The sequence below is a fragment of the Bacillus sp. N13C7 genome (assembly GCF_026790065.1).
Lineage (GTDB): Bacteria > Bacillota > Bacilli > Bacillales > Bacillaceae > Bacillus.
The window spans coordinates 412,691-434,657 of sequence record NZ_JALAMO010000001.1 but is presented as its reverse complement, the minus strand read 5'-3'; the positions used below and the strand labels follow the sequence as shown (position 1 = coordinate 434,657).

Annotated in this window: 25 protein-coding genes and 1 pseudogene; 17 read left to right on the top strand and 9 right to left on the bottom strand. The window is 45.6% G+C overall.

Annotated features, from left to right (window positions below; genetic code table 11):
* Positions 1-12 precede the first annotated feature (12 nt).
* Positions 13-480 carry a TspO/MBR family protein gene (locus MOB98_RS02200; RefSeq protein ID WP_268362839.1) on the bottom strand — a complete coding sequence of 156 codons (468 nt, stop codon included), beginning with the start codon at positions 478-480 and terminating at the stop codon, positions 13-15.
* 108 nt (positions 481-588) lie between these two features.
* The gene (locus tag MOB98_RS02195) at positions 589-1,308 is read right to left on the bottom strand and encodes a yteA family sporulation protein (RefSeq protein ID WP_268362838.1); all 720 of its coding nucleotides are present in this window, start codon (positions 1,306-1,308) and stop codon (positions 589-591) included.
* A gap of 293 nt (positions 1,309-1,601) precedes the next feature.
* On the opposite strand from MOB98_RS02195, the gene MOB98_RS02190 reads away from it, so the two are divergent.
* From MOB98_RS02190 to MOB98_RS02145, 10 genes and pseudogenes are all read left to right on the top strand, one after another.
* Positions 1,602-3,017: an isochorismate synthase gene (locus MOB98_RS02190; protein WP_268367248.1), complete on the top strand. Its 1,416-nt coding sequence runs from the start codon at positions 1,602-1,604 to the stop codon at positions 3,015-3,017.
* On the top strand, positions 3,014-4,756 hold the full coding sequence (menD, locus tag MOB98_RS02185; protein WP_268360301.1) for a 2-succinyl-5-enolpyruvyl-6-hydroxy-3-cyclohexene-1-carboxylic-acid synthase: 1,743 nt from the start codon (positions 3,014-3,016) through the stop codon (positions 4,754-4,756). The genes MOB98_RS02190 and menD overlap by 4 nt, the downstream gene beginning before the upstream one ends.
* Entirely contained in the window at positions 4,744-5,568 is an 825-nt protein-coding gene (gene menH, locus MOB98_RS02180) for a 2-succinyl-6-hydroxy-2,4-cyclohexadiene-1-carboxylate synthase (protein WP_268360300.1), read from the top strand. Before menD ends, menH begins: the two co-directional genes overlap by 13 nt.
* 34 nt (positions 5,569-5,602) lie before the next feature.
* Positions 5,603-6,421 (top strand): 1,4-dihydroxy-2-naphthoyl-CoA synthase, encoded by an 819-nt coding sequence (menB, locus tag MOB98_RS02175; RefSeq protein WP_268360299.1) that lies wholly within the window; start codon positions 5,603-5,605, stop codon positions 6,419-6,421.
* 90 nt (positions 6,422-6,511) lie between these two features.
* Positions 6,512-7,972 (top strand): o-succinylbenzoate--CoA ligase, encoded by a 1,461-nt coding sequence (locus tag MOB98_RS02170; RefSeq protein WP_268360298.1) that lies wholly within the window; start codon positions 6,512-6,514, stop codon positions 7,970-7,972.
* A complete protein-coding gene (gene menC, locus MOB98_RS02165; RefSeq protein ID WP_268360297.1) occupies positions 7,969-9,084 on the top strand; it encodes an o-succinylbenzoate synthase in 1,116 nt (371 codons plus the stop codon). Before MOB98_RS02170 ends, menC begins: the two co-directional genes overlap by 4 nt.
* A 283-nt stretch (positions 9,085-9,367) precedes the next feature.
* Positions 9,368-10,288, top strand: a complete 921-nt coding sequence (locus MOB98_RS02160) for a metal ABC transporter solute-binding protein, Zn/Mn family (RefSeq protein ID WP_268360296.1) — start codon at positions 9,368-9,370, stop codon at positions 10,286-10,288.
* Between the two features lie 18 nt (positions 10,289-10,306).
* The gene (mntB, locus tag MOB98_RS02155; RefSeq protein WP_268360295.1) at positions 10,307-11,059 is read left to right on the top strand and encodes a manganese ABC transporter ATP-binding protein MntB; all 753 of its coding nucleotides are present in this window, start codon (positions 10,307-10,309) and stop codon (positions 11,057-11,059) included.
* Positions 11,060-11,064: 5 nt separating this feature from the next.
* Complete coding sequence (locus tag MOB98_RS02150) at positions 11,065-12,372, top strand: metal ABC transporter permease (RefSeq protein WP_268360294.1); 1,308 nt, start codon at positions 11,065-11,067, stop codon at positions 12,370-12,372.
* Positions 12,362-13,247 (top strand): annotated as a pseudogene (locus tag MOB98_RS02145) (metal ABC transporter permease). Before MOB98_RS02150 ends, MOB98_RS02145 begins: the two are co-directional and overlap by 11 nt.
* An 18-nt stretch (positions 13,248-13,265) precedes the next feature.
* On the opposite strand, the gene MOB98_RS02140 reads toward MOB98_RS02145, so the two are convergent.
* Genes MOB98_RS02140 through MOB98_RS02130 form a run of 3 tightly spaced genes read right to left on the bottom strand, consistent with a single transcriptional unit; the run spans position 13,266 to position 15,892 of the window.
* A complete protein-coding gene (locus MOB98_RS02140; RefSeq protein WP_003229069.1) occupies positions 13,266-13,424 on the bottom strand; it encodes a DUF1540 domain-containing protein in 159 nt (52 codons plus the stop codon).
* A gap of 53 nt (positions 13,425-13,477) precedes the next feature.
* Positions 13,478-14,518 (bottom strand): cytochrome d ubiquinol oxidase subunit II, encoded by a 1,041-nt coding sequence (locus MOB98_RS02135; protein ID WP_268360293.1) that lies wholly within the window; start codon positions 14,516-14,518, stop codon positions 13,478-13,480.
* A 42-nt stretch (positions 14,519-14,560) separates the two neighbouring features.
* Positions 14,561-15,892, bottom strand: a complete 1,332-nt coding sequence (locus MOB98_RS02130; RefSeq protein ID WP_268360292.1) for a cytochrome ubiquinol oxidase subunit I — start codon at positions 15,890-15,892, stop codon at positions 14,561-14,563.
* Between the two features lie 201 nt (positions 15,893-16,093).
* On the opposite strand from MOB98_RS02130, the gene MOB98_RS02125 reads away from it, so the two are divergent.
* Together MOB98_RS02125 and MOB98_RS02120 are read left to right on the top strand one after the other, a co-directional pair.
* A complete protein-coding gene (locus MOB98_RS02125; RefSeq protein WP_003219346.1) occupies positions 16,094-16,342 on the top strand; it encodes a type B 50S ribosomal protein L31 in 249 nt (82 codons plus the stop codon).
* 113 nt (positions 16,343-16,455) lie between these two features.
* Positions 16,456-17,019 carry a beta-class carbonic anhydrase gene (locus MOB98_RS02120; protein WP_268360291.1) on the top strand — a complete coding sequence of 188 codons (564 nt, stop codon included), beginning with the start codon at positions 16,456-16,458 and terminating at the stop codon, positions 17,017-17,019.
* Here MOB98_RS02120 and yidD read toward each other — a convergent pair.
* Positions 17,016-17,243: a membrane protein insertion efficiency factor YidD gene (yidD, locus tag MOB98_RS02115; RefSeq protein WP_003229076.1), complete on the bottom strand. Its 228-nt coding sequence runs from the start codon at positions 17,241-17,243 to the stop codon at positions 17,016-17,018. The genes MOB98_RS02120 and yidD overlap by 4 nt on opposite strands.
* Positions 17,244-17,370: 127 nt before the next feature.
* Here yidD and MOB98_RS02110 point away from each other — a divergent pair, with 127 nt between their 5' ends.
* On the top strand, positions 17,371-17,844 hold the full coding sequence (locus MOB98_RS02110; protein ID WP_268360290.1) for an S-ribosylhomocysteine lyase: 474 nt from the start codon (positions 17,371-17,373) through the stop codon (positions 17,842-17,844).
* Positions 17,845-17,963: 119 nt separating this feature from the next.
* The gene (locus MOB98_RS02105) at positions 17,964-18,401 is read left to right on the top strand and encodes a FixH family protein (protein WP_268360289.1); all 438 of its coding nucleotides are present in this window, start codon (positions 17,964-17,966) and stop codon (positions 18,399-18,401) included.
* On the opposite strand, the gene ytzI is transcribed toward MOB98_RS02105, so the two are convergent.
* The gene (gene ytzI, locus MOB98_RS02100) at positions 18,395-18,535 is read right to left on the bottom strand and encodes a YtzI protein (RefSeq protein WP_268360288.1); all 141 of its coding nucleotides are present in this window, start codon (positions 18,533-18,535) and stop codon (positions 18,395-18,397) included. The two genes, MOB98_RS02105 and ytzI, sit on opposite strands and share 7 nt — an antisense overlap.
* Before the next feature lie 130 nt (positions 18,536-18,665).
* On the opposite strand from ytzI, the gene MOB98_RS02095 reads away from it, so the two are divergent.
* The 3 genes from MOB98_RS02095 to ytkD all read left to right on the top strand — a co-directional run bounded on the left by MOB98_RS02095 (position 18,666) and on the right by ytkD (position 20,360).
* Positions 18,666-19,103: a Dps family protein gene (locus MOB98_RS02095; protein WP_003238042.1), complete on the top strand. Its 438-nt coding sequence runs from the start codon at positions 18,666-18,668 to the stop codon at positions 19,101-19,103.
* A gap of 165 nt (positions 19,104-19,268) precedes the next feature.
* Entirely contained in the window at positions 19,269-19,673 is a 405-nt protein-coding gene (locus tag MOB98_RS02090; RefSeq protein ID WP_268360286.1) for a phage holin family protein, read from the top strand.
* A gap of 210 nt (positions 19,674-19,883) precedes the next feature.
* Positions 19,884-20,360 (top strand): RNA deprotection pyrophosphohydrolase, encoded by a 477-nt coding sequence (ytkD, locus tag MOB98_RS02085; protein WP_268360285.1) that lies wholly within the window; start codon positions 19,884-19,886, stop codon positions 20,358-20,360.
* 26 nt (positions 20,361-20,386) lie between these two features.
* On the opposite strand, the gene MOB98_RS02080 is transcribed toward ytkD, so the two are convergent.
* Positions 20,387-21,199 carry an ABC transporter permease gene (locus tag MOB98_RS02080; protein WP_268360284.1) on the bottom strand — a complete coding sequence of 271 codons (813 nt, stop codon included), beginning with the start codon at positions 21,197-21,199 and terminating at the stop codon, positions 20,387-20,389.
* Positions 21,174-21,956: an ABC transporter ATP-binding protein gene (locus MOB98_RS02075; RefSeq protein WP_268425295.1), complete on the bottom strand. Its 783-nt coding sequence runs from the start codon at positions 21,954-21,956 to the stop codon at positions 21,174-21,176. The genes MOB98_RS02080 and MOB98_RS02075 overlap by 26 nt, the downstream gene beginning before the upstream one ends.
* Between the last annotated feature and the right edge of the window lie 11 nt (positions 21,957-21,967).

The following is a 21,967-nucleotide window of genomic DNA, read 5'->3' as shown; positions in this document are numbered from 1 at the left end:
GGCTTTTTGGTTTTACACATTCATTGAATAGATTGTAAAGGATAAGAACGTTGCAAATGAACTCCATAAGAAATAAGGCAACAGAAGATAGCTTGCGGCTCTGCTGTATTTGTTCGCTGCGATCATTAATAGGAGTGCAGTCATGGCGACAAGCAGGCAGTCAATCGAGGCAGCGAGCAAATTCTTTTGTGTAAACTGAAAAAAGCTGAATGCCTGATTAAGCACATAATTAATCAAAAGCGTAATCCAAAAGCTTTTCGCTTCTTTTACTGAAAACGCAGCAAACACAATGGCAGCTGAAAGAGAGATCAAGGCAAACAGGATGGCCCAAATAATGCCAATCACAGATCCGCTTGGCGTCCAGTCCGGTTTTTTCAATGAATTGTACCATTCTTGGTCAATCGGAAATAGGTAGTTTGCGGCTGAGAAAAGCGCGTATGTAATGATAAAAACCGCTATGGTGCCGACAATCTTCTTCATGTTTGAACCCTCCGTATGTATTTATTTTACAATTATACTTACCCTTTATCTTAAAAAAGATCAAACCCTCATATGCAGCAAACGTTAAAGAACCCCCAATACGGGGGTTCAATCAGCGTGGAGATCGCCGAATGTTGTCATGATTCCTTCTTCATCTAGTTCTTCCTCATAACGCTCATGAGCCCTGCTTTGATAGACAGTAATTTCTTTGCCTGTGATATCTGTAGCGATGAAATTTTCGTATGACTCTGTATTGCCGATATTTTCTTCGGCATTCATCGTCATATCATCATAGCTGAGCGGCGGGTTTTCCATATCCTGCGGAGTTTGCGAGTTTCCGTATTTTTCGACGTCCTGGTAGGAATCTTCACTGTCATAAGGGGCCCTGATTTCTTCATCATCGTCAAATTCAAATTGCCCGAAAGGTGTTTCTTCTTCGATCGGACGGTCTTTGGAAACGACATCCTGTGATGAATACTCTGCGAGCGTTGTAGCAGTCGGAAGCGCTTCAAGACGTTCGTAAGGGATTTCCTTTCCGCTGACCTCACAAATACCGTACGTACCGTTTTCTATCGCCTTCAATGAATGCTCAATGTCGCGGAGATGCTCACGCTCATGCAAGTCTAGAGCGATGTCTTTCTCACGCTCGTAAAGTTCTGTCGCCTGATCGCCGGGATGGTTGTCGTATGCCGAAAGCTCACCCCACGAATCATAAGGAAAGGCTGAGTTAAGCTGAAAATGGTCATTGTCTTTGAAACGGTTTAAGATATCTTTTTTCGTTTGTTCCAATTCATTTTTTAAATGCTGCAGCTGGTCTTTGGTAAGCAATGTGATCGCCTCGTTTCTCTGTAATGCATACCTTTAGTATGAACAGATCGCCTGAGAACTTTCATAAATAACGGATGGAGGAATATAGGATATTTCCCTTAAATGGTAAGCGGATACAACCTTTGCTATCAGTGGAGAAAGAAATTTAAGGTTTGTTTCTTTTTCATTTCTGAAATTAGGTTTATAATAGGTAGGGCAGGCCATTTGGACTGCATGATCTGTGTGTGTTTGACACAAAGGAGACACAGGTGTATGGTATTAAAAGCATTTTAAGGATTATGGAGGAATGTCTCATGGTGACAACGGTGCAGCGTATGTTCCGAAAGGAAGTTCTACATGCATTACATAAAGCCAAAGAAGTCAACCATGCTGTCTTAATAAGCTATTCGAGACAAATCGAGTCTCTTGACCCTCTATCATTTTTCAATTACGGAGCAAAAAAATATACAGGCAATCGATTTTTTTGGTCAGATCCTGAAAGTGAATTGACAATAGTCGGTCTTGGCAAAGAAGCGGTTTTCCAGACAAATCAAAAAAGCAGCGAGCGGTATCGCGAGGTTTTTGAACAATGGGAGCGCTTTAAAAAGACGGCTTTTCATATTTATGAAGAAGAAAAGCTGCAGCATTCTGCAGTGGGACCTGTGTTATTCGGAGGATTTTCTTTTGACCCTTGCGAAGAAAGAGGTACACAATGGGACCATTTCTCGGAAGGGGATTTCTTTGTGCCTTCGCTTATGCTGACAATGACTGCTGAAGGCCCATTCTTAACAGTCAACAGATGGGTAAGCGGAGAAGAAGATGCAGAGGCTGTTTTGGAAGGCTTAAAAGCTCTTGCAGTCGAATTCATTGTTCCTGATTTAGATCTGGGAAATCAGGCTGTGATCGAAGCATCTCAAGAGCTGGATAAGGATGATTGGCTGAAGGCAATTGAAACGGCAACAAGCCAAATAAAAGAGAAACAATATGATAAAGTTGTTCTTGCACGAGAGCTGCTGCTTACATTTGAAGGCCCGGTTAAAATTGAACCGGTGCTTAAAACGCTTTTGACTGATCAGCAGACAAGCTATGTTTTTGCAATCGAACAGGAAGGCAAAACTTTTGTCGGCGCGTCTCCGGAAAGACTGATCAAAAGAGACGGCAACACTGTCATGTCTACTTGTCTGGCGGGCTCCATAAAGCGCGGCGCCGATGAAGAAGAAGACCGCCGTATCGGCCTTGAATTGTTAAACGATGAGAAAAATTTGCTGGAGCATGATATTGTTGTAGGCATGATCCATAACGCTTTTGTATCAAGCTGTTCTGACGTTGAAAAGCCTGACGAACCTGTATTGTACAAAACAAAAAGCGTTCAGCACTTATATACGCCGATTGTCGGGCAGCTTCGTGAGTCTGCTTCACTTTTTGACTTAATTGAGAAACTGCATCCTACGCCGGCGCTTGGGGGAGCACCTCAGAAAAAAGCTGTCGAAGTGATCAGAGAGATCGAACCGATGTCCCGCGGCTGGTATGCAGCCCCTATCGGCTGGATTGACAGCCATGATAACGGGGAATTCGCGGTGGCCATCCGTTCAGGACTGATCGAGGGGAGCACAGCAAGGCTGTTTGCCGGGTGCGGTATTGTGGAAGACTCAGACCCGAAATCGGAATATGAAGAAACGCAGATTAAATTAAAGCCGATGGTCTCTGCATTAGGAGGTGAGGGGCGATGACAGCCAACCCGATTACACATTACATCGGAAGTTTTATTGATGAATTCGCCCTTTCTGGAATCACGGACGCTGTCGTTTGCCCGGGCTCAAGATCTACACCGCTGGCTATTCTTGCAGCGGCTCATCCCGATATCAGTGTCCACGTGCAAATTGATGAAAGATCTGCCGGATTTTTTGCTTTAGGGCTGGCAAAAGCGAAGCAGCGTCCCGTGCTTTTGATCTGTACATCGGGTACAGCAGCGGCCAACTTTTATCCGGCTGTGATTGAAGCCCATTATTCAAGAGTGCCAATTATTGTGTTAACTGCTGATCGGCCTCACGAGCTGCGCGAAGTAGGCGCACCGCAGGCTATTAATCAGCACTTCTTATTCGGTAACTTTGTTAAGTTTTTCACAGACTCTGCTCTTCCAGAAGAGTCTCCTCATATGCTGAGATATATTCGGACGCTGGCCGGCCGCGCCGCCGGAGAAGCGCAAAAGCGCCCAATGGGGCCTGTGCATGTGAATGTGCCGCTCCGTGAGCCGCTGATGCCGGATCTATCAGCTGAGCCGTTTGGACGAATGAGAACAGGCCGTCACGTGTCTGTCAAAACGGGTACGCAGTCCGTTGACCGCGAATCTCTTTCTGATGTTGCTGAGCTTTTGGCAGAGGCTGAAAAAGGAATGATCGTCTGCGGAGAGCTTCACAGTGAAACGGATAAGGAAAACATTATTGCGCTGTCAAAGACGCTTCAGTATCCGATTTTAGCGGACCCGCTGTCTAATCTGCGGAACGGCGTTCATGATAAAAGCACTGTCATTGATGCGTACGATTCATTTTTGAAAGATGATGAGCTGAAGGCGAGGCTGCGTCCCGATGTTGTCATCCGTTTTGGGCCGATGCCTGTTTCAAAACCGGTTTTTTTATGGCTAAAGGATGATACTGCGATTCAGCAGATAGTGATTGACGAGGATGGAGGGTGGAGAGACCCGACACAGGCAAGTGCGCACATGATTCATTGCAATGCGTCTGCTTTTTCTGAAGCAATTATGGCTGGCCTTGCAGGCATTGCCAGATCATCAGAATGGCTGGAAAAGTGGCAGTTTGTCAATGAACGGTTCCGAGAGCATCTGCAAACAATCAGCAGTGAAGAGGTTTCGTTTGAAGGCAATCTCTATCGCATTCTTCAGCACCTTGTGCCTGAAAACAGCTCTCTCTTTGTCGGCAACAGCATGCCAATTAGGGATGTTGATACGTTTTTTGAAAAGCAGGACCGCCCTTTCCGGATTTATTCAAACCGGGGCGCAAATGGGATAGACGGTGTCGTCTCCTCTGCCATGGGGGTGTGTGAAGGAACAAAAGCGCCTGTCACCCTCGTGATTGGAGATTTATCTTTTTATCACGATTTAAACGGATTGCTGGCGGCCAAAAAGCTGGGCATTCCACTTACTGTGATTCTCGTGAATAATGACGGCGGAGGCATTTTCTCATTTTTGCCTCAGGCGGCTGAAAAAGCACACTTTGAAGATTTGTTCGGCACGCCGACAGGGCTGGATTTCAAGCACGCGTCCGCACTTTACGGCGGAACGTATTCATGCCCGGCATCATGGGATGAATTCAAAGCAGCTTACGCGCCGCAGGCAGACAAGCCCGGACTGCATTTGATAGAAATTAAAACGGATCGCCAATCAAGAGTACAGCTTCATCGTGATATGCTGAATGAGGCTGTGCAGGAAGTGAAAAAACAATGGGAACTGTAAACATAACAGTTTCAGATGGTGTCCGATATGCTGTGACAGACGAGGGGCCGAATGCTTCCGTAGCCGTCGTCTGTCTGCACGGGTTTACCGGCAGCAAACAATCATGGAGTTTTCTTGCTGGATTGCTGCCTGATTCCCGTTTGATCAAAATCGATTGTTTAGGGCATGGTGAAACCGATGCCCCGCTGAATGGAAGAAGATACAGCACAAGCAGGCAAGTTTCTGACCTTGCCGAGATTTTTGATCAGTTAAAACTTCACAAAGTGAAATTGATTGGGTATTCTATGGGAGGGAGGCTTGCTTATTCTTTTGCGGCAGCATATCCAGAACGGGTATCGGCACTTGTGCTTGAAAGCACAACGCCGGGGCTCAAAACGCTTGAGGAACGGCGGGAACGGATCATGAGAGACCGGAAGCTTGCTGATTTTATTTTGCGTGACGGAATCGAAGCATTTGTGCAGTATTGGGAGAGCATCCCTCTGTTTTCATCCCAGCAGCAGCTGGCTGATGATATTCGGCACAGAATACGGTCAGGCCGTCTGCGAAACAATAAGATTGGTCTTGCAAACAGCTTAACCGGAATGGGCACCGGCTCGCAGCCTTCCTTGTGGAGCCGTGTGGAAAAAATATCCGTGCCTGCACTGCTGATCTGCGGGGAGTGGGACGAAAAATTTTGCACCATTAATCAAGAGGTGCATAAGAAGCTTCCATCTAGTAGAATAGAGATTGTTCCAAAAGCCGGCCATACGGTCCATGTGGAACAGCCGCGAATTTTTGGTAAAATAGTGAGTGAGTTTTTGACAAGCATCTGACTCATTCGCATAGAGAATTAAAGGAGGTCATCATATGGCTGCAGAATGGAAAACAAAACGGACATACGATGAAATATTGTATGAAACGTATAATGGTATTGCAAAAATAACAATCAACCGCCCTGAGGTACATAACGCGTTTACGCCTAAAACGGTTGCTGAAATGATTGACGCGTTTGCTGACGCAAGAGATGATCAAAATATCGGGGTTATCGTGCTTGCCGGAGCCGGAGACAAAGCATTTTGTTCTGGCGGAGACCAAAAAGTGCGCGGCCACGGCGGTTATGTAGGAGATGACCAAATTCCTCGTCTTAACGTTCTGGATCTTCAGCGTTTAATTCGCGTCATTCCGAAACCGGTTGTCGCGATGGTGTCCGGATATGCCATCGGAGGAGGCCATGTGCTTCACATCGTATGTGACTTGACAATCGCTGCTGACAACGCCATTTTTGGACAAACAGGCCCTAAAGTGGGAAGCTTTGACGCTGGTTACGGTTCTGGCTACCTGGCTCGAATCGTAGGACATAAAAAAGCCCGTGAAATCTGGTATCTGTGCCGTCAGTACAACGCACAGGAAGCGCTTGACATGGGTCTTGTGAATACTGTGGTTCCTTTGGAACAACTTGAAGAAGAAACGATTAAATGGTGTGAAGAAATGCTTGAAAAAAGCCCAACCGCACTTCGTTTTCTTAAAGCTGCGTTTAACGCGGATACAGACGGACTTGCTGGGATTCAGCAGTTTGCAGGGGATGCTACCCTTCTTTACTACACAACTGATGAAGCAAAAGAAGGCCGTGATTCCTTTAAGGAAAAACGCAAACCTGATTTCGGACAGTTCCCTCGTTTCCCGTGATCAGCAATACTTAGTAAACCAACAGCTTGAGACTTTGCGGTCCAAGCTGTTTTCTTTTCAATACAGACATTTTACCTCGGAGATGATGACATGCTGACAGAACAGCCCAACTGGCTCATGCAGCGGGCACAGCTGACACCTGAGAGAATCGCTCTCATCTATGGAGACCAAACTGTGACATTTGCAGAATTGTTGGCTGCGTCTAAGCGGATGGCATCGCAGCTTGCTGCCCATTCGGTCCGGAAAGGGGACACTGCCGCTATTTTGCTCCAAAACCGTGCAGAAATGGTATACGCCGTTCACGCTTGTTTTTTGCTCGGTGTTAAAGCAGTGCTTCTGAATACAAAACTGTCAACACATGAAAGACTGTTTCAGCTGGAGGATTCAGGCGCCCGCTTTTTACTGACAGATTCAAGCTTTAAAAGACAAGATTATGAGCACATCGTTCAAACCATTGATGTCGATGAACTGATGAAAGAAGCCGCAGGGGAAATTGAGATCCAGCCTTATATGCATATGGATGCAACGGCAACGCTGATGTATACGTCGGGTACCACAGGAAAGCCCAAGGGGGTTCAGCAAACGTTCGGAAACCATTATTTCAGTGCGGTGTCGTCCGCGCTCAATTTGGGTATAACAGAACAAGACCGCTGGCTTATTGCATTGCCGCTCTTTCATATCAGCGGTTTGTCCGCGTTATTTAAATCTGTGATCTACGGAATGGCTGTCGTGCTTCACCAGCGTTTTTCCGTAAGCGATGTACTGGATTCTATCAACAGACATCAAGTGACAATGATATCTGCGGTGCAGACAATGCTGGCCAGTCTTTTGGAAGAAACGAGCCGCTGTCCTGAATCGATCAGATGCATTCTGCTCGGCGGAGGCCCTGCACCGTTGCCATTGCTTGAGGAATGCCGTGCGAAAGGATTCCCCGTCTTTCAGTCATATGGAATGACAGAGACATGCTCACAAATTGTTACCCTGTCGCCGGAATTCAGTATGGAAAAGCTCGGATCTGCGGGGAAACCGCTGTTTTCATGCGAGATCAAAATAGAGCGTGACGGTCAGGCGTGTAAGCCGTTTGAACACGGTGAAATCATGGTCAAAGGCCCGAATGTCATGAAAAGCTATTTTAAGCGGGAGAGCGCAAACGAAGCATCCTTTGAAAAGGGCTGGCTTAAAACAGGTGATCTTGGGTATTTGGACAGCGACGGCTTTTTATATGTATTAGACAGACGTTCAGATCTGATCATATCTGGAGGAGAAAACATTTACCCTGCTGAAGTGGAGTCAGTGCTGCTCTCGCACCCCGCTGTAGCCGAAGCAGGTGTTTCAGGTGCTGAGGACAAGAAATGGGGGAAAGTCCCCCACGCTTATCTTGTTCTTCACAAGCCTGTGAGTGCAGAAGAGTTGACCGCCTACTGCAAAGACCGCTTGGCGAAGTATAAAATTCCGGCAAAATTCTTTGTCCTTGACCGCCTGCCGCGCAATGCGTCTAATAAGCTCTTGCGAAATCAGCTGAAGGATGCGCGTAAAGGAGAACTGCTATGATCGAAATAGAGAAAATTACGCTTTACCATTTGAGCATGAATTTAAAGAAACCGTTCAAAAACAGTATTGAAACGCTTCAAGAACGAAAATTTCTAATCGTGGAAGCCATTGATACATCCGGTATCACTGGCTGGGGAGAAGTATCTGCGTTCTCTTCGCCTTGGTACACCGAGGAAACCATTGGAACATGTTTGCATATGTTAAAGGATTTTTTTATTCCCAATATTGTCGGACGTGAATTTAAGCATCCTTCCGAAGTGCCGGACAGTCTGGCGCGCTTCAAAGGAAACCGGATGGCAAAAGCAGGACTTGAATCGGCAGTCTGGGATATCTATGCGAAAAAGAAGGGCATACCTCTTGCCGAGGCATTGGGCGGGACAAGAGATAAAGTCCCTGCCGGGGTGGTTGTCGGCCTGGCGCCTCTTGATGATATGCTGAAGGAAATTGAGAGCTATCAAAAAGAAGGATATCAAAGAATAAAAATTAAAATTCAGCCCGGGCAGGACGTGGAGTTGGTCAAGGCCATCCGCAGCCGATTCCCAAACATCCCGCTCATGGCTGATGCCAATTCCTCCTATGAGCTCAAGGATATCAGCCGTTTAAAGGAGCTCGATGAGTATCAGTTAATGATGATTGAGCAGCCGCTCCAAGCTGACGACATTGTGGACCACCGCCACTTGCAAAAACATTTGAAAACCGCCATTTGCCTTGATGAAAGCATTTGTTCAGCTGAAGATGCGAGACGGGCGATTGAGCTCGGAAGCTGCAAAATCATTAATATTAAGCCCTCCCGTGTCGGCGGCTTAACAGAAGCCTTAAAAATTCATGATTTATGCAGAGAGCATCATATGCAGGTTTGGGTCGGCGGCATGCTGGAAACAGGCATTTCCAGAGCCCAGAACGTAGCGCTTGCTTCACTGCCGCAATTCACAATACCCGGAGACATCTCCTCATCCTCCCGCTATTGGGATGAGGATATTGTGACTCCTGATATCCATATTGATAATGGATTTATTTCTGTGTCAAACCAGCCTGGTTTAGGGGTTGAAGTGAACCAGGACATTATGCGAAAATACGTGACCAAAATGGATGTTTTCACGCAGCATGGGTAAGAAAAAAGCATTTTGCCTGTTTGAGAGAACGCCAGTGCGCTGTTATAGTAAAAGCGTTCGTTGAATACATCCCTTCTCGTTTGGACCGGCTGCTGCCAGCAGCCGGTTTTTTTTAGTGCAATTAGAGCTTGACAAAAGTGGATAAACGCGATAATTTTGCACTAAAGAAACTTTTTGTCTCGTCTAAATAAAATGTGCTTTTGTCTAATTAAATGTCACATGTCTAAGAAATGAAAACATAAAATAATACAATCGGACATTGATGGCAATGAGGAGGGAAAATATGAAACAGGGACTGATGGCGGCATTGCTTTTTGCTTGCATGGCTTTAACGGGATGCGGAACCGATTCAGCCGGAAAAAGGGCTGATCAGCGGTTGCAGGTAACGGCAACAACATCCCAAATTGCCGATGCAGCTGAAAATATCGGAGGAAATCATGTAAAAGTCACCTCTTTAATGGGACCGGGAGTCGATCCGCACCTTTACAAAGCTTCACAAGGTGACACACAAAAATTAATGTCAGCCGATGTTGTTTTATACAGCGGATTGCATTTAGAAGGGAAAATGGAGGGCGTTCTCCAAAAAATCGGTGAACAAAAACAAGCAGCGGCAGTCGGCGAGGCTATTCCGAAAAGCAAGCTTATTTCTGCCGGAGAAGGCAAGACGTACGATCCCCACGTTTGGTTCAGCATTCCGTTATGGATCTATGCGGTGGATGAAATCGAAGCTCAATTCAGCAAAGCGATGCCTGAGCATGAGGAAGATTTTCAGAAAAATGCCAAGGAGTACAAAGAGAATTTGGAATATTTAGATAAATGGGCGCGTCAGGAGATCGCCCGCATTCCGGAGAAAAGCCGTGTGCTTGTGACGGCTCACGATGCCTTTGCGTACTTTGGGAAAGAGTATGGATTTCAGGTGGAAGGCCTGCAGGGACTCAGCACAGATTCAGATTACGGATTAAAGGATGTTCAGGAACTGGTCAATCTCCTGACGGATAAACAAATAAAAGCTGTTTTTGTAGAAAGCAGTGTATCTGAAAAATCGATAAATGCAGTAGCAGAAGGGGCTAAAGAAAAAGGCCATACCGTCACAATCGGCGGACAGCTCTATTCGGATGCCATGGGTGAAAAAGGCACAAAAGAAGGCACATACGAAGGAATGTTCCGCCACAATATCAACACAATTACCAAAGCGCTTAAATAAAGAAAAGAGGTGAAGGATATGTTCCCTGTTGAGCTCGATAATGTTACGGTTGCTTATCATAAAAAGCCTGTTCTCCAAGACATTTCACTGCAGGTGCCGGAAGGGAAACTGATTGGCATTATCGGTCCAAACGGCGCGGGAAAATCAACCTTGATCAAAACCATTCTCGGTCTTGTGCCAAGGGCTTCAGGAGACATCTCTATTTACGGCAAAGACTATAAGGATCAGCGGACAAGAATCGGGTATGTTCCGCAGCGCGGCTCGGTTGACTGGGATTTTCCCACAAGCGCGCTCGATGTCGTGCTGATGGGGAGATACGGCCGAATCGGCTTATTGAAAAAGCCCAAAAAAGCCGATGTGGAAATAGCGAAGGCTGCTTTAGCAAAAGTCGGGATGCTCGATTATGCGAAAAGGCAGATCAGCCAGCTGTCAGGCGGCCAACAGCAGCGGGTGTTTCTTGCCCGGGCGCTCTGCCAGGACGCCGACATTTATTTTATGGATGAACCGTTTGCCGGCGTTGATGCAGCGACAGAGCGGGCGATTATGACGCTTTTGGCAGAACTCAAAGAAAAAGGGAAAACAGTGCTTGTCGTCCACCACGACCTGCAGACCGCAGAGGATTATTTCGATTGGATTTTACTGCTTCATCTAAGAAAAATCGCTTTCGGACCGGCAGAAAACGTTTTTACGATTGATAACCTCCAAAAAACGTATGGAGGAAGGCTGACGTTCCTAAAAGATAAAGTGCTGGCAGAAGGACAGAAGGGGTGAGCACATTGTTTGATAGTTTGTGGCTGCAGCTCCAGCATCCAAATACACAGTGGGTGCTGGCGGGTACGCTTTTGCTCGGGGCGGCAAGCGGTGTTTTGGGCAGCTTTGTTTTGCTTAGAAAGCAAAGTTTAATTGGGGATGCGATGGCTCATTCAGCTCTGCCGGGAGTATGTCTCGCTTTTTTGTTCACCGGGCAAAAATCACTGCCATTCTTTTTGCTGGGAGCAGCGCTTGCCGGTCTGCTCGGGACATGGTTTATTCAGCTGATTCCGCGGCTTTCAAAAACAAAAGAGGATTCGGCGATCGGGATTGTTCTCTCTGTGTTTTTTGGTGTAGGAATCATACTGCTGACATATATCCAGCAGCAGGGATCGGGAAGCCAAAGCGGGCTTGATTCTTTTCTATTCGGCCAGGCGGCTTCATTGGTCAGACAGGATATCATGCTGATTGGAGGCATATCCGCTGTATTGCTGTTCCTTTGCATTGTATTCTTTAAGGAGTTCACGTTGATTACGTTCGATCCTGCGTTTGGAAAGGGATTGGGCCTGCCAGTGCGCTTTTTAAACGGGCTTTTGGCTTTCCTTATTGTCTGTGCTGTCGTTATTGGGCTTCAGACAGTTGGTGTGATTTTAATGGCGGCTATGCTAATTACGCCAGCCATAGCTGCAAGGTATTGGACCGAGCGATTAGCCGGAATGGTGGTAATTGCCGGAATCGTAGGCGGTATAAGCGGCGTGGCCGGAACCTTGCTGAGCACGACGATGAATGGCATGGCGACGGGGCCATTAATGATTTTATCAGCAACAATGATGTTTCTCTTTTCCATGATTTGTGCCCCTAAGCGTGGATTGGCGGCAAAAGCGATAAGGCTGATAAGGCTGCGGCGCAGAACAAGCCGGGAGCAGGTGCTGCTAACAATTTATGAGCAATATGAAAACAATGATCTTTATGTAACGGCTGAAGGCATAAGAAAGAAAAGGCAGTTATCCCCTTCATTGTGCCGTAAGGTATTGAATGAAATGGAAAAAGAGAGCTTCATCGTGCGTATCGAAAACGGGATTTGGCAAGTGACTCGCACGGGGATAGAAAAAGGCTATTCCATTGCTTTGAAGCAGCGGATGTATGAAGTGTACCTCATGCATGAAATGGAGCTTGCGGATACAGAATTCGATCAGGAGGATTTTGTCCTGGAGCGTTTGCCTATGGAAACGAGAGAGCGGCTTTTTTCACTCTTAAAGCTGTATGGACGGATGCCTGAGATTCGAAGGGCGTCTCCTGATGCTGAGAAGGGACAGATCGCAAATGAGTTTTGAAGCATGGATTATCGCTACTGGTGTATTAGTCGGCGTAAGCTGCGCATTGATCGGCACATTTCTCGTGTTGAGACGAATGGCGATGCTGGCCGACGCAATCAGCCATACCGTGTTGCTTGGCATCGTCGGTGCTTTTCTTGTGACAGGAAGTCTTGACGGAATTCCTATGTTTATCGGCGCTGCCGTATCTGGTCTGTTAACGGCATTTTTGGTTCAGCTTCTTCACAGCAAGGGGGTTCAATCAGATGCCGCAATAGGAGTTGTATTTACATCCTTATTTGCAGTCGGCGTCATTCTGCTTTCTGTGTATGGAGCGAATGTCCATCTCGATATTGAGCACTCGTTAATGGGAGAAATCGCTTTTGTGCCGTGGAATACGGTCACGGTATTCGGAGTGGACATCGGGCCGCAAGCGTTTTGGATGCTGGCATCTGTTTTGGTTTTAAATGTAGTGTTGATAAGTGTGTGCTATAAGGAGTTCAAGATCGCTTCGTTTGATCCGCAAATGGCTTTGGCACTGGGTATACCGGTTATGCTGATTCATTATGTGCAAATGGGGATGCTGTCGCTGACGACTGTGGCTTCCTTTGATTCGGTTGGTGCTGTATTGGTTGTGGCAATGCTGATTGTCCCGCCTGCTGCGGCTCATTTGCTGACTGACAGGCTGCTTTCTATGCTGATCCTCAGTGCGGTGATTGGAGGGCTATCGGCAATCATGGGCTATTTCGCTGCAACGTGGCTTAATGTTTCAATTTCCGGAGCGATGGCAGCCATGACAGGTGCATGTTATGCAGGTGCCTTTTTGTTTTCACCTTCAAACGGGGTCATGGTAAAAAAGATGAACACTGAACATGCGAAAAGAAAGAGCTGGCTGATGCAGCTCTTTCTTTTGATTACAAATCATGCGGCTTAAACGTTTTGCAGTCCGTTTCCCGGCTGTTTTCAGCCGTTTCACCCGTATGGCTGACAACATAAATGGCATCAGCGGTACATTTGTTCCCTTTGCCCCAATAAGAACAGTTGTTGACTTCACATAGAATTTTCTGCTCCATGCCATCCCCTCCTTATAAAGGTTCTGGCTTAGTATAGCCGGCGGGCTGGTCCTCTATTCCTCCTGGCGGATATACCGTTTATCTCGCATAAACATCTTCCAGAAGAAATAGAACCCCGGAAAGAGAATGATAAATGCAACGATATACGTCGCAAACAGTGCCCTGAACGTTGCCGGCTCTGTGAAGCCCGACATGACTGTTACATCAGGGTAAATCATATAAGGGAGATGCGCCCGACCGTACGCATAGCTTGCCAGAAAGTACTGTACCGCAATCGCGACTAGTGCAAGCCGCGGCTTTCCGATGTTTTGGCCAAAGCTCTTGTTAGGCAGAAAAAGAGCAATCCCCGCAATGACAAATGTAATAAACGATGCAATAATCCAAGAGAAATCATTCATCATTCCGGTATAAAGCCAGTTCGCTTCATTTCGCATTGTCAGCATAATGCATACAGCAAACAGGAGTGAAATCGGGCCGGTAATCATGGCGCTCTTTCTGTAAGCGCGGTACGCATCCTGTTCCTCCGCCACATTTGAAAAATCAGCAAGCAGCAGCGAGGACAAAAATAAAGTGCTTAAAATCGCAAACCCGATAAATGAATAGGCGTTGGGGCTTGAAAAAATGTTAGACATGTTCAAGTTATAGATTCCGTCCGTTTTTTCTATAAATCCCCCGTGTGTTACCGGAAGCACCAAAATTAAAATAGCAGGGATGATAAAGCCGGAGATGCCGGAAATATATCTTAGCAATTTTCGTTCTTTCGCTGTGTTTGAAAAAACGAGAAACCCGCTTCGGATCGCTAACAGCAGTAAAATCATGCTGCCGGGAATTAATAAAACGGTTCCGAGCACGAATGTCGCGCCAGGGAAAAAGCTGAAAAGCGCCACGACGATGGCCACAATAAAGACGTTTGTGACCTCCCAAGTCGGGGACAGAAATCGGTTCGCAATATCGGTGGCTTTCATGTGCTCCTTGTTTAAATAGATCATAGACCAAAATCCCGCTCCAAAATCCATTGTCGCCATGACGGCGTAGATAAACACAAAGCCCCAGATAATTGAGATGGCGATCAGAGCGTCAGTTGAGATGTCCATTTGTCGATCTTCCTTCCATTTGGTTTCCTGTTTGCGGAGCCATTACGACTCCGCTGTATTTAAATCTTCGTCAACCGGGTGCTTGCGGAAATAGTACAGCAGCACGTAGACAACAGCAGCGCCTAACACGGCGTAAACAAATGTGAAAAATAAGAAGAGCACCCCGATGGAGCCGGTCGTTGTCACGACATCCGACGTTTTCAGGAGATGATAGATGACCCAAGGCTGCCGCCCGGTACAGGCGAAAATCCAGCCAAATTCAATGCCGATGATGCTAAAAGGTCCTGCTGTCATAAAAATGACCAATAGCCACGTCGGGAAACGGTCTTTCTTTAGCACCTTTCTCCAGACGACACCGATAATGGAATAAAGGATCAGCAGCATTCCTACTCCGACCATTGCATTAAACAGCGTGTGAATGAACAGCGGCGGCCATTCGTCTCTTGGAAATGCATTTAACCCTTTTACAACAGTGTCAAAGCGGTTCGCTGCCAAAAAGCTCAACGCCCATGGAATCTCGATGGCCCATTTGACTTTTTCTTCATTCGGGTCGGTAAAACCGCCGATAGCAAGAGGGGCATGAGATCTTGTTTCAAACAACCCTTCCGCGCCGGCTAGTTTTTCGGGCTGATATTCGTATAGCATCTGAGCTGATTCGTGCCCGTTCAGTGCTGTCACCAATGAAAAGATTCCGCCAATTGTCAGTGCAAGCAAAAGGGCTTTTCGGTGAAAGCGATAGACGTTTTCCTTTTTTCTCGACCGGATCATTTTATATGCGGCAACAGAAGCAACGATAAAGGCCCCCGTCATAAATGCAGACAGTACGACATGGCCGGCAGTAACAAAAAAGCTCGGGTTAAAAAACGCGGCCCAAGGATCAACATCTGTAATTTTTCCGTTTACAATTTTAAAGCCGGCCGGCGTACCTTCAAAGGCGTGAACATTTGTGATCAGAACAGCCGACGCAGCGGCACCGACTAACACAAAGAAAACAGCAACAATCCTCATCGCCGGTGACAAGCGGTCAGCGGCGTATACATAAATCGACATGAATAGAGCTTCAACAAAAAAAGCATAGATTTCAATTTGGAACGGCAGGGACATGACCCGTCCGATGACTTCCATAAATCCCGGCCATAAAAGTGCGAGCTGAGTGCCCGCTATCGTCCCGGTCGGTATGGCGACCCCCAGCAAAACGGCTTGTGCTTTCGTCCATCTCTTCGCCATAATCGCATAATGGTCATCTTTCGTTTTTTGATAGATCAATTCAGCCACTAAAATCATGAGCGGCAGACCGACGCCAAGCGTTGCGAAAATGATATGAAAGCCCATTGTTGTGCCAAAAAGGCTTCTGGCCAAAACTAAATCATCCACAATCGTAAACCACCTTTCGAAAGACGTTCTGTATGTATTTTGGGTTTATTATTTGCTTCCACGGTTAGATTATTCTTCCTATTCTTAAATGCCGTGAGGTTTACGATGTGAAAACGCAGGGAAGGATGTAAGGAGATTGACAAATCGTTTGTCAGGATATAAAATAAAACGTAATTATTACGATTTAGAAAGGGGATACACATGAAAGAAGGAATTCATCCAAAGAACCACAAAGTCATTTTTCAGGATGTCAACAGCGGATACCGTTTTCTCAGCACCTCTACTAAAACATCTAATGAAACAGCAGAGTGGGAAGATGGCAACACATATCCGGTCATAAAAGTAGAGGTCAGCTCTGACACGCATCCGTTCTATACAGGCCGCCAGAAATTCAATGAAAAAGGCGGACGAGTGGAGCAGTTCAAAAAACGCTATAATATGGGGAAATGAGGCAGACCTGAGGGTTTGTCTTTTTTTATGCCGAGTTTCATTTCGGTAAGGTGACGTACAGTCAGGCACTGTGATATATTTAAGAGTAAAAAGACAGAAAGGGTCAACTAGATATGAGCCTACTAAATGATATTCTTGAATTTAACAAGACATTTACTGAACAAAGGGAGTACGAAAAGTATCAGACGTCAAAATTTCCAGATAAAAAAATGGCGATTCTTTCTTGCATGGATACTCGTTTAGTTGAACTGCTGCCGCATGCGATGAATATGCGAAACGGTGATGTGAAAATCATTAAAAGTGCCGGTGCGCTAGTGACACACCCATTTGGGAGCATCATGAGAAGCTTGCTTGTCGCAGTGTACGAGCTGAACGCTGATGAGGTATGCGTGATCGGGCATCATGATTGCGGCATGAGCAAAATCAGCAGCAAAAGCATGCTTGAAAAAATCAAAGAAAGAGGAATTCCCGAAGAGCGCATCAAAACATTAATGTACTCCGGTGTGGACTTTGATCAATGGTTTAAAAGCTTTGATTCGGTGGAAGCGAGTGTGAAGGACAGCGTAAACGTTATTAAACATCATCCGCTGTTCCCGGAAAACGTTCCGGTCCATGGCTTAGTCATTGACCCTGAAACCGGCAAACTGGATCTTGTCGTAAACGGCTATAACAATTAATGTTTTTGTTTCTTTTCAGGTACGGGATCGACTCCTCCCGGATGAAACGGGTGGCATTTTAAAATTCGTTTGATGGTCAGCCATCCGCCTTTTAAGGCGCCATGTGTTTTAATCGCTTCAATTCCATATTGGGAACAAGTCGGATAGAAGCGGCATGTTGGCGGTGTCAGGGGAGAGATGAATTTTTGATATCCCCTGATCAGAGCGATAAATAGGGTTTTCATATGTCTTCAGCAACCTTTCTGATGCAAGTATAAGAAAAAAAACGCAGATTGAAAAGTTATTCGATAATTCTTATCGGAAAGGTATGTTATAATGGATTTACATTTTTAAAAAAGGGAGAGTGCCATTATGCCTTCAGTAGAAAGTTTTGAGCTTGACCATAATGCGGTTGTTGCTCCATACGTAAGACACTGCGGTGTGCACAAAGTAGGAACAGACGGCGTTGTTAATAAATTTGATATTCGTTTTTGCCAGCCGAATAAACAGGCGATGAAGCCTGATACCATTCATACACTTGAGCATTTGCTCGCGTTTACGATTCGCACTCACGCTGAGAAATATGATCATTTTGATATCATTGATATTTCTCCAATGGGCTGCCAAACCGGCTATTATCTTGTTGTGAGCGGAGAGCCGACACCAGCGGAAATCGTTGATCTGCTTGAAGATACAATGAAGGAAGCGGTAGACATTACGGAAATTCCGGCTGCAAATGAAAAGCAGTGCGGCCAGGCAAAGCTTCATGATCTGGAAGGCGCTAAACGTTTAATGCGTTTCTGGCTGTCACAGGATAAAGAAGAATTGTTAAAAGTATTTGGCTAAACAGAAAGTGACCTTTTTGCGGATAAGCAAAAAGGTCTTTTTTGTGACGTCTCCTATTTTCTGTACCATTTGCTGTAAGCGTTTGCTACTATTTAGGTAAACGATGAAAGGGTGATGGCATGAAAAAAATGTTGCTTGTTCTGCTTTTTTCTGCTTTTTTGCTTAGCGGGTGCGGATCTGGCGAAAACAAAGCAAACACAGCTGAGGCGCCAGAAGTATTGGATGTTAAACTGACCGGTCCTGAAAAAGTAAATCCCGGAGAAAGTGCCGTTTATGAAGCAGCGGTATCTTATGGTGACGAAGCGGTGACGGATGCCGATGAAGTGGAGTTTGAAGTGTGGAAAGAAGGAGAAAAAGAAGATAGCCACATGTATAAAGCGAAACAAGAAAAAGGTGTATATCAATTGAAAACAACGTTTAAGGAAGATGGTGTATACACTGTCCAATCCCATGTCACAGCAAAAAAACAGCATAGCATGCCGACGTTAAAAGTCCAAGTCGGAGACGCCGATGCTGCCAGTGCCCAGTCTGAAGACGAGCATTCACACAATCATTGACGTTTTGTATCAGAGCGAGTTTCTTGCGGTGGATCAATGGTGTGCTTTACATTGTAGGCTTTCACAGTCGTCCAAATGGTTACAAGCAATACAGCCAGCACAATCAAAATACTTACTGTAATGAGAAGCGTCATGACATTCCACCTCCCGTTTTTTAACAATTGTAGCATAATAAAAGAAATCGTGACAGATAAGGGTAAAAAAGAGGTTTTAACGAACGATATAAGGGGTATACATAGTCATATAACAAGGAGGAAGATAAACATGTCAGAACAATTGATTCAAGCGGTAAACAAACAAGTAGCGAACTGGACAGTCATGTATGTGAAATTACATAACTATCACTGGTATGTGAAAGGGAAAGATTTTTTCACTCTTCATGAAAAGTTTGAGGAACTGTATAACGAAACGGCAACTTATATTGATGACTTAGCAGAACGTCTTTTGGCGCTGAATGGAAAACCGATTGCGACAATGAAGGAATCCTTGGAAACGGCTTCTGTCAAAGAAGCGGAAGGAAATGAAACGGCTGAGCAAATGGTTCAGAGCGTATATGATGATTTCACAGTCATCGCGGAAGAGCTCAAAAACGGCATGGATTTAGCTGACGAAGTCGGAGACGAAACAACAGGGGACATGCTTCTTGCGATCCATCAAAATATTGAAAAACACAATTGGATGCTGAAAGCTTACCTCGGATAAATCCAAAAAAGATAAGCCGGATGTCTTATAAAAGACATCCGGCTTTTGATTTTGTAACGAAAAAAATAGGCGACAACTAGTCCATTTTTCTGAAAAATCCAATCCGTTCGGCTTGTTTTCCATAGAATAATGTAAGGCCGTTTCTGTGAAAGGATGTTGGTATAAATGGATAGAGACTTTGGCATCTTTTCGTTTTTCGCAGTCAGCGTTTCAGCAGCGGGGTTTTTCTTCGGAGGTTTTCAGTATTCATTCCTGATTTTGCTCTCTCTTATGGCCATTGAATTTATCAGTACGACCTTGAAGGAAACGATTATTCACAAGCTGGCATTTAAAAAGGTATTTACCCGGCTTGTCAAAAAATTAGTCACGCTGGCTCTGATCTCTGTATGCCACTTTTTTGATCAGCTGCTGAATACACAGGGGTCAATGCGTGACTTGGCAATTATGTTTTATATTCTTTATGAATCTGTGCAAATTGTAGTGACAGCCAGCTCTCTTGGCATACCGGTTCCTCAGATGCTCGTCGATCTTTTAGAAACGTTAAAAAATAAATTCAAGCGCAAACCGTAACTTTTACCTGTTCGCGGGTCATAATAAAGCCCAGGCGCCAGTCGCACATTCTGGCAAAAGGCACGGCAAAAAACTGTACGAGCTGGTCTTGTATGCTTTGACCCTGATGGCGTGCTGGGTTTCCCTTATTTTTTGATAAAAGGCTTCCGAAGAAACATAACTGTGGTATGATGTATGGAAGATAGCTAGGAACGGATTTGAGGGATAAACATGTACGAGTTTAAAGATTATTATCAGAATACTGTTCAGCTTTCCTTTGACGATCAGCCCTTCTCGGACAGCCCGAAGCATGTCTGGGTGATTTGCCGTTTTGGCGACAAATGGCTTTTAACAGAACATGAGGACAGAGGCTATGAGTTTCCAGGCGGAAAAGTAGAGCCGATGGAGTGCGCAGAAGAGGCAGCGCTCCGGGAAGTAAAGGAAGAGACGGGTGCGAGAGTGAAAAGCCTTAAGTACCTCGGACAGTATAAAGTTCTCGGGAAAGAAAAAGTGATTGTAAAAAATATATATTTTGCAGATATAGAAAAGCTCGAAAAGCAAGCGGATTACTTTGAAACGAAAGGCCCGGTTCTGTTTCAAGAGCTTCCGGAAAACCTTTCCCGCAATAAAAAATTCAGCTTTATTATGAAGGATTCCGTTCTTCCGATCAGTTTGAAAAAACTGAAAGAAGCTGGATGGATCGAATAAAAAACCCGGCATTTATGCCGGGTTTTTTATGTCCTGCCCTTCGTCCATTTCTTTTCCAGGAGCTCTACGCCCTGATACATGAGAGTGGCGAATATGGCGATGATCAGCAGGCTTAAGAAGACGAGCGTAAAATTGAAGACTTGGAAACCATAAATAATCATATATCCTAATCCGACTTTAGAGACAAGGAATTCCCCTACAATGACGCCAACCCATGATAACCCGACATTTACTTTCAGTGTTGATATAATAGCGGGAGAGGAGGCCGGCAGAATCACTTCTTTAAAAATGACCCATTTCTTGGCGCCGAATGTTTTCATGACTTTTATATAATTTTCGTCAACCTCTTGGAAGGCGGTGTAGACGACGATGGTTGTGATAATGACGCTGATGATGGCTCCCATTGCAATAATGCTGATAAAACTCGGACCGAGCGCAACAATCAGGATTGGGCCCAGCGCCACTTTCGGCATTGCATTCAAAATAACGAGATACGGATCTAAAATTCTGGCAAGCCGGTTAGACCACCATAACAAAGCAGCGAGGCACGTGCCCACAAACGTTCCAAGCAAAAAGCCAAGCACCGTTTCGAATAAAGTGACGCCGATATGTGACAGTAAAGACCCGTCACCGAGTTTCTCCAGCAATAAATGCCATACAGCTGACGGAGAGCTGAAGATCAGCGGATCAATCCAGCCGAGCCTGCTGGAGATTTCCCAACCCGAGAAGAAAAGAATGAATATGGCTAGCTGAAAAGAATGGACGTTCCATTTTTCCTTTTTCTGTTTTAATTGATATTGCTCGTGAAGCAGATCAATGGTTTCTTTGCTGTTTCTCAAGAGAATTCAGCTCCTTCCATATCGTCTGAAACAGCGTCTGGAAGGATGGCTCCTGGCGGGCATCAAAAGGCATCATCGCGGCCAATTCCTTAGGAATGGTAAAAATCTGATGGATGGTGCCCGGCTGATTTGAAAATAAATAGATTGTATCGCTCATCGCTATCGCTTCCCCTATATCATGTGTGACTAGCACTGCTGTTTTTTGATACTCCTTTAATGTGCGGAATACCAGGTTTTCCAATGCCAGCTTTGTCTGAAAATCAAGCGCGGAAAATGGCTCATCCAGCAAAAGCAGACTTGGATCTGGCGCAAGTGTTCTTGCAAGTGCGGCCCGCTGGCGCATTCCGCCTGACAGCTCTTTCGGATATTTTTTCTCCACATCTATGAGGCCGAACTCTGGCAATAGACCGAGTGCAGCTGCCTTGCTTTCTTCCGTTAATGTGCCGGCGATTTTTAAACCGAGAAGCACATTTTCCTCGATAGATTTCCAGGGAAATAAGTAATCCTGCTGAAGCATGTAGCCAATGTTATGTTCTTTTTGATTCGGCTCACGGCCTTCAATCAGAACTCTGCCCTCCGATGGCTCAATCAGGCCGGCGATAATGGAAAGCAGTGTCGTTTTTCCGCAGCCGCTCGGGCCGAGAAATGAGATGAAATCACCTTTTGCTGCATCAAAATGAATATCCCGCACGGCCGTCGTTTTTTCTTTAAAAGAAAAATAAGTATGGGTTACATGGTCGACATGTAAGAAAGACATAGATGGCGCCT

Coding starts and splice junctions, on each gene's coding strand:
- MOB98_RS02200 (WP_268362839.1), bottom strand. CDS start 480: ATGAAGAAGATTGTCGGCACCATAGCGGTTTTTATCATTACATACGCG.
- MOB98_RS02190 (WP_268367248.1), top strand. CDS start 1,602: ATGGTGACAACGGTGCAGCGTATGTTCCGAAAGGAAGTTCTACATGCA.
- menD (WP_268360301.1), top strand. CDS start 3,014: ATGACAGCCAACCCGATTACACATTACATCGGAAGTTTTATTGATGAA.
- menH (WP_268360300.1), top strand. CDS start 4,744: ATGGGAACTGTAAACATAACAGTTTCAGATGGTGTCCGATATGCTGTG.
- menB (WP_268360299.1), top strand. CDS start 5,603: ATGGCTGCAGAATGGAAAACAAAACGGACATACGATGAAATATTGTAT.
- MOB98_RS02170 (WP_268360298.1), top strand. CDS start 6,512: ATGCTGACAGAACAGCCCAACTGGCTCATGCAGCGGGCACAGCTGACA.
- menC (WP_268360297.1), top strand. CDS start 7,969: ATGATCGAAATAGAGAAAATTACGCTTTACCATTTGAGCATGAATTTA.
- MOB98_RS02160 (WP_268360296.1), top strand. CDS start 9,368: ATGAAACAGGGACTGATGGCGGCATTGCTTTTTGCTTGCATGGCTTTA.
- mntB (WP_268360295.1), top strand. CDS start 10,307: ATGTTCCCTGTTGAGCTCGATAATGTTACGGTTGCTTATCATAAAAAG.
- MOB98_RS02140 (WP_003229069.1), bottom strand. CDS start 13,424: ATGGAGCAGAAAATTCTATGTGAAGTCAACAACTGTTCTTATTGGGGC.
- MOB98_RS02135 (WP_268360293.1), bottom strand. CDS start 14,518: ATGGACATCTCAACTGACGCTCTGATCGCCATCTCAATTATCTGGGGC.
- MOB98_RS02125 (WP_003219346.1), top strand. CDS start 16,094: ATGAAAGAAGGAATTCATCCAAAGAACCACAAAGTCATTTTTCAGGAT.
- MOB98_RS02120 (WP_268360291.1), top strand. CDS start 16,456: ATGAGCCTACTAAATGATATTCTTGAATTTAACAAGACATTTACTGAA.
- yidD (WP_003229076.1), bottom strand. CDS start 17,243: ATGAAAACCCTATTTATCGCTCTGATCAGGGGATATCAAAAATTCATC.
- MOB98_RS02110 (WP_268360290.1), top strand. CDS start 17,371: ATGCCTTCAGTAGAAAGTTTTGAGCTTGACCATAATGCGGTTGTTGCT.
- MOB98_RS02105 (WP_268360289.1), top strand. CDS start 17,964: ATGAAAAAAATGTTGCTTGTTCTGCTTTTTTCTGCTTTTTTGCTTAGC.
- ytzI (WP_268360288.1), bottom strand. CDS start 18,535: ATGACGCTTCTCATTACAGTAAGTATTTTGATTGTGCTGGCTGTATTG.
- MOB98_RS02095 (WP_003238042.1), top strand. CDS start 18,666: ATGTCAGAACAATTGATTCAAGCGGTAAACAAACAAGTAGCGAACTGG.
- MOB98_RS02090 (WP_268360286.1), top strand. CDS start 19,269: ATGGATAGAGACTTTGGCATCTTTTCGTTTTTCGCAGTCAGCGTTTCA.
- ytkD (WP_268360285.1), top strand. CDS start 19,884: ATGTACGAGTTTAAAGATTATTATCAGAATACTGTTCAGCTTTCCTTT.
- MOB98_RS02075 (WP_268425295.1), bottom strand. CDS start 21,956: ATGTCTTTCTTACATGTCGACCATGTAACCCATACTTATTTTTCTTTT.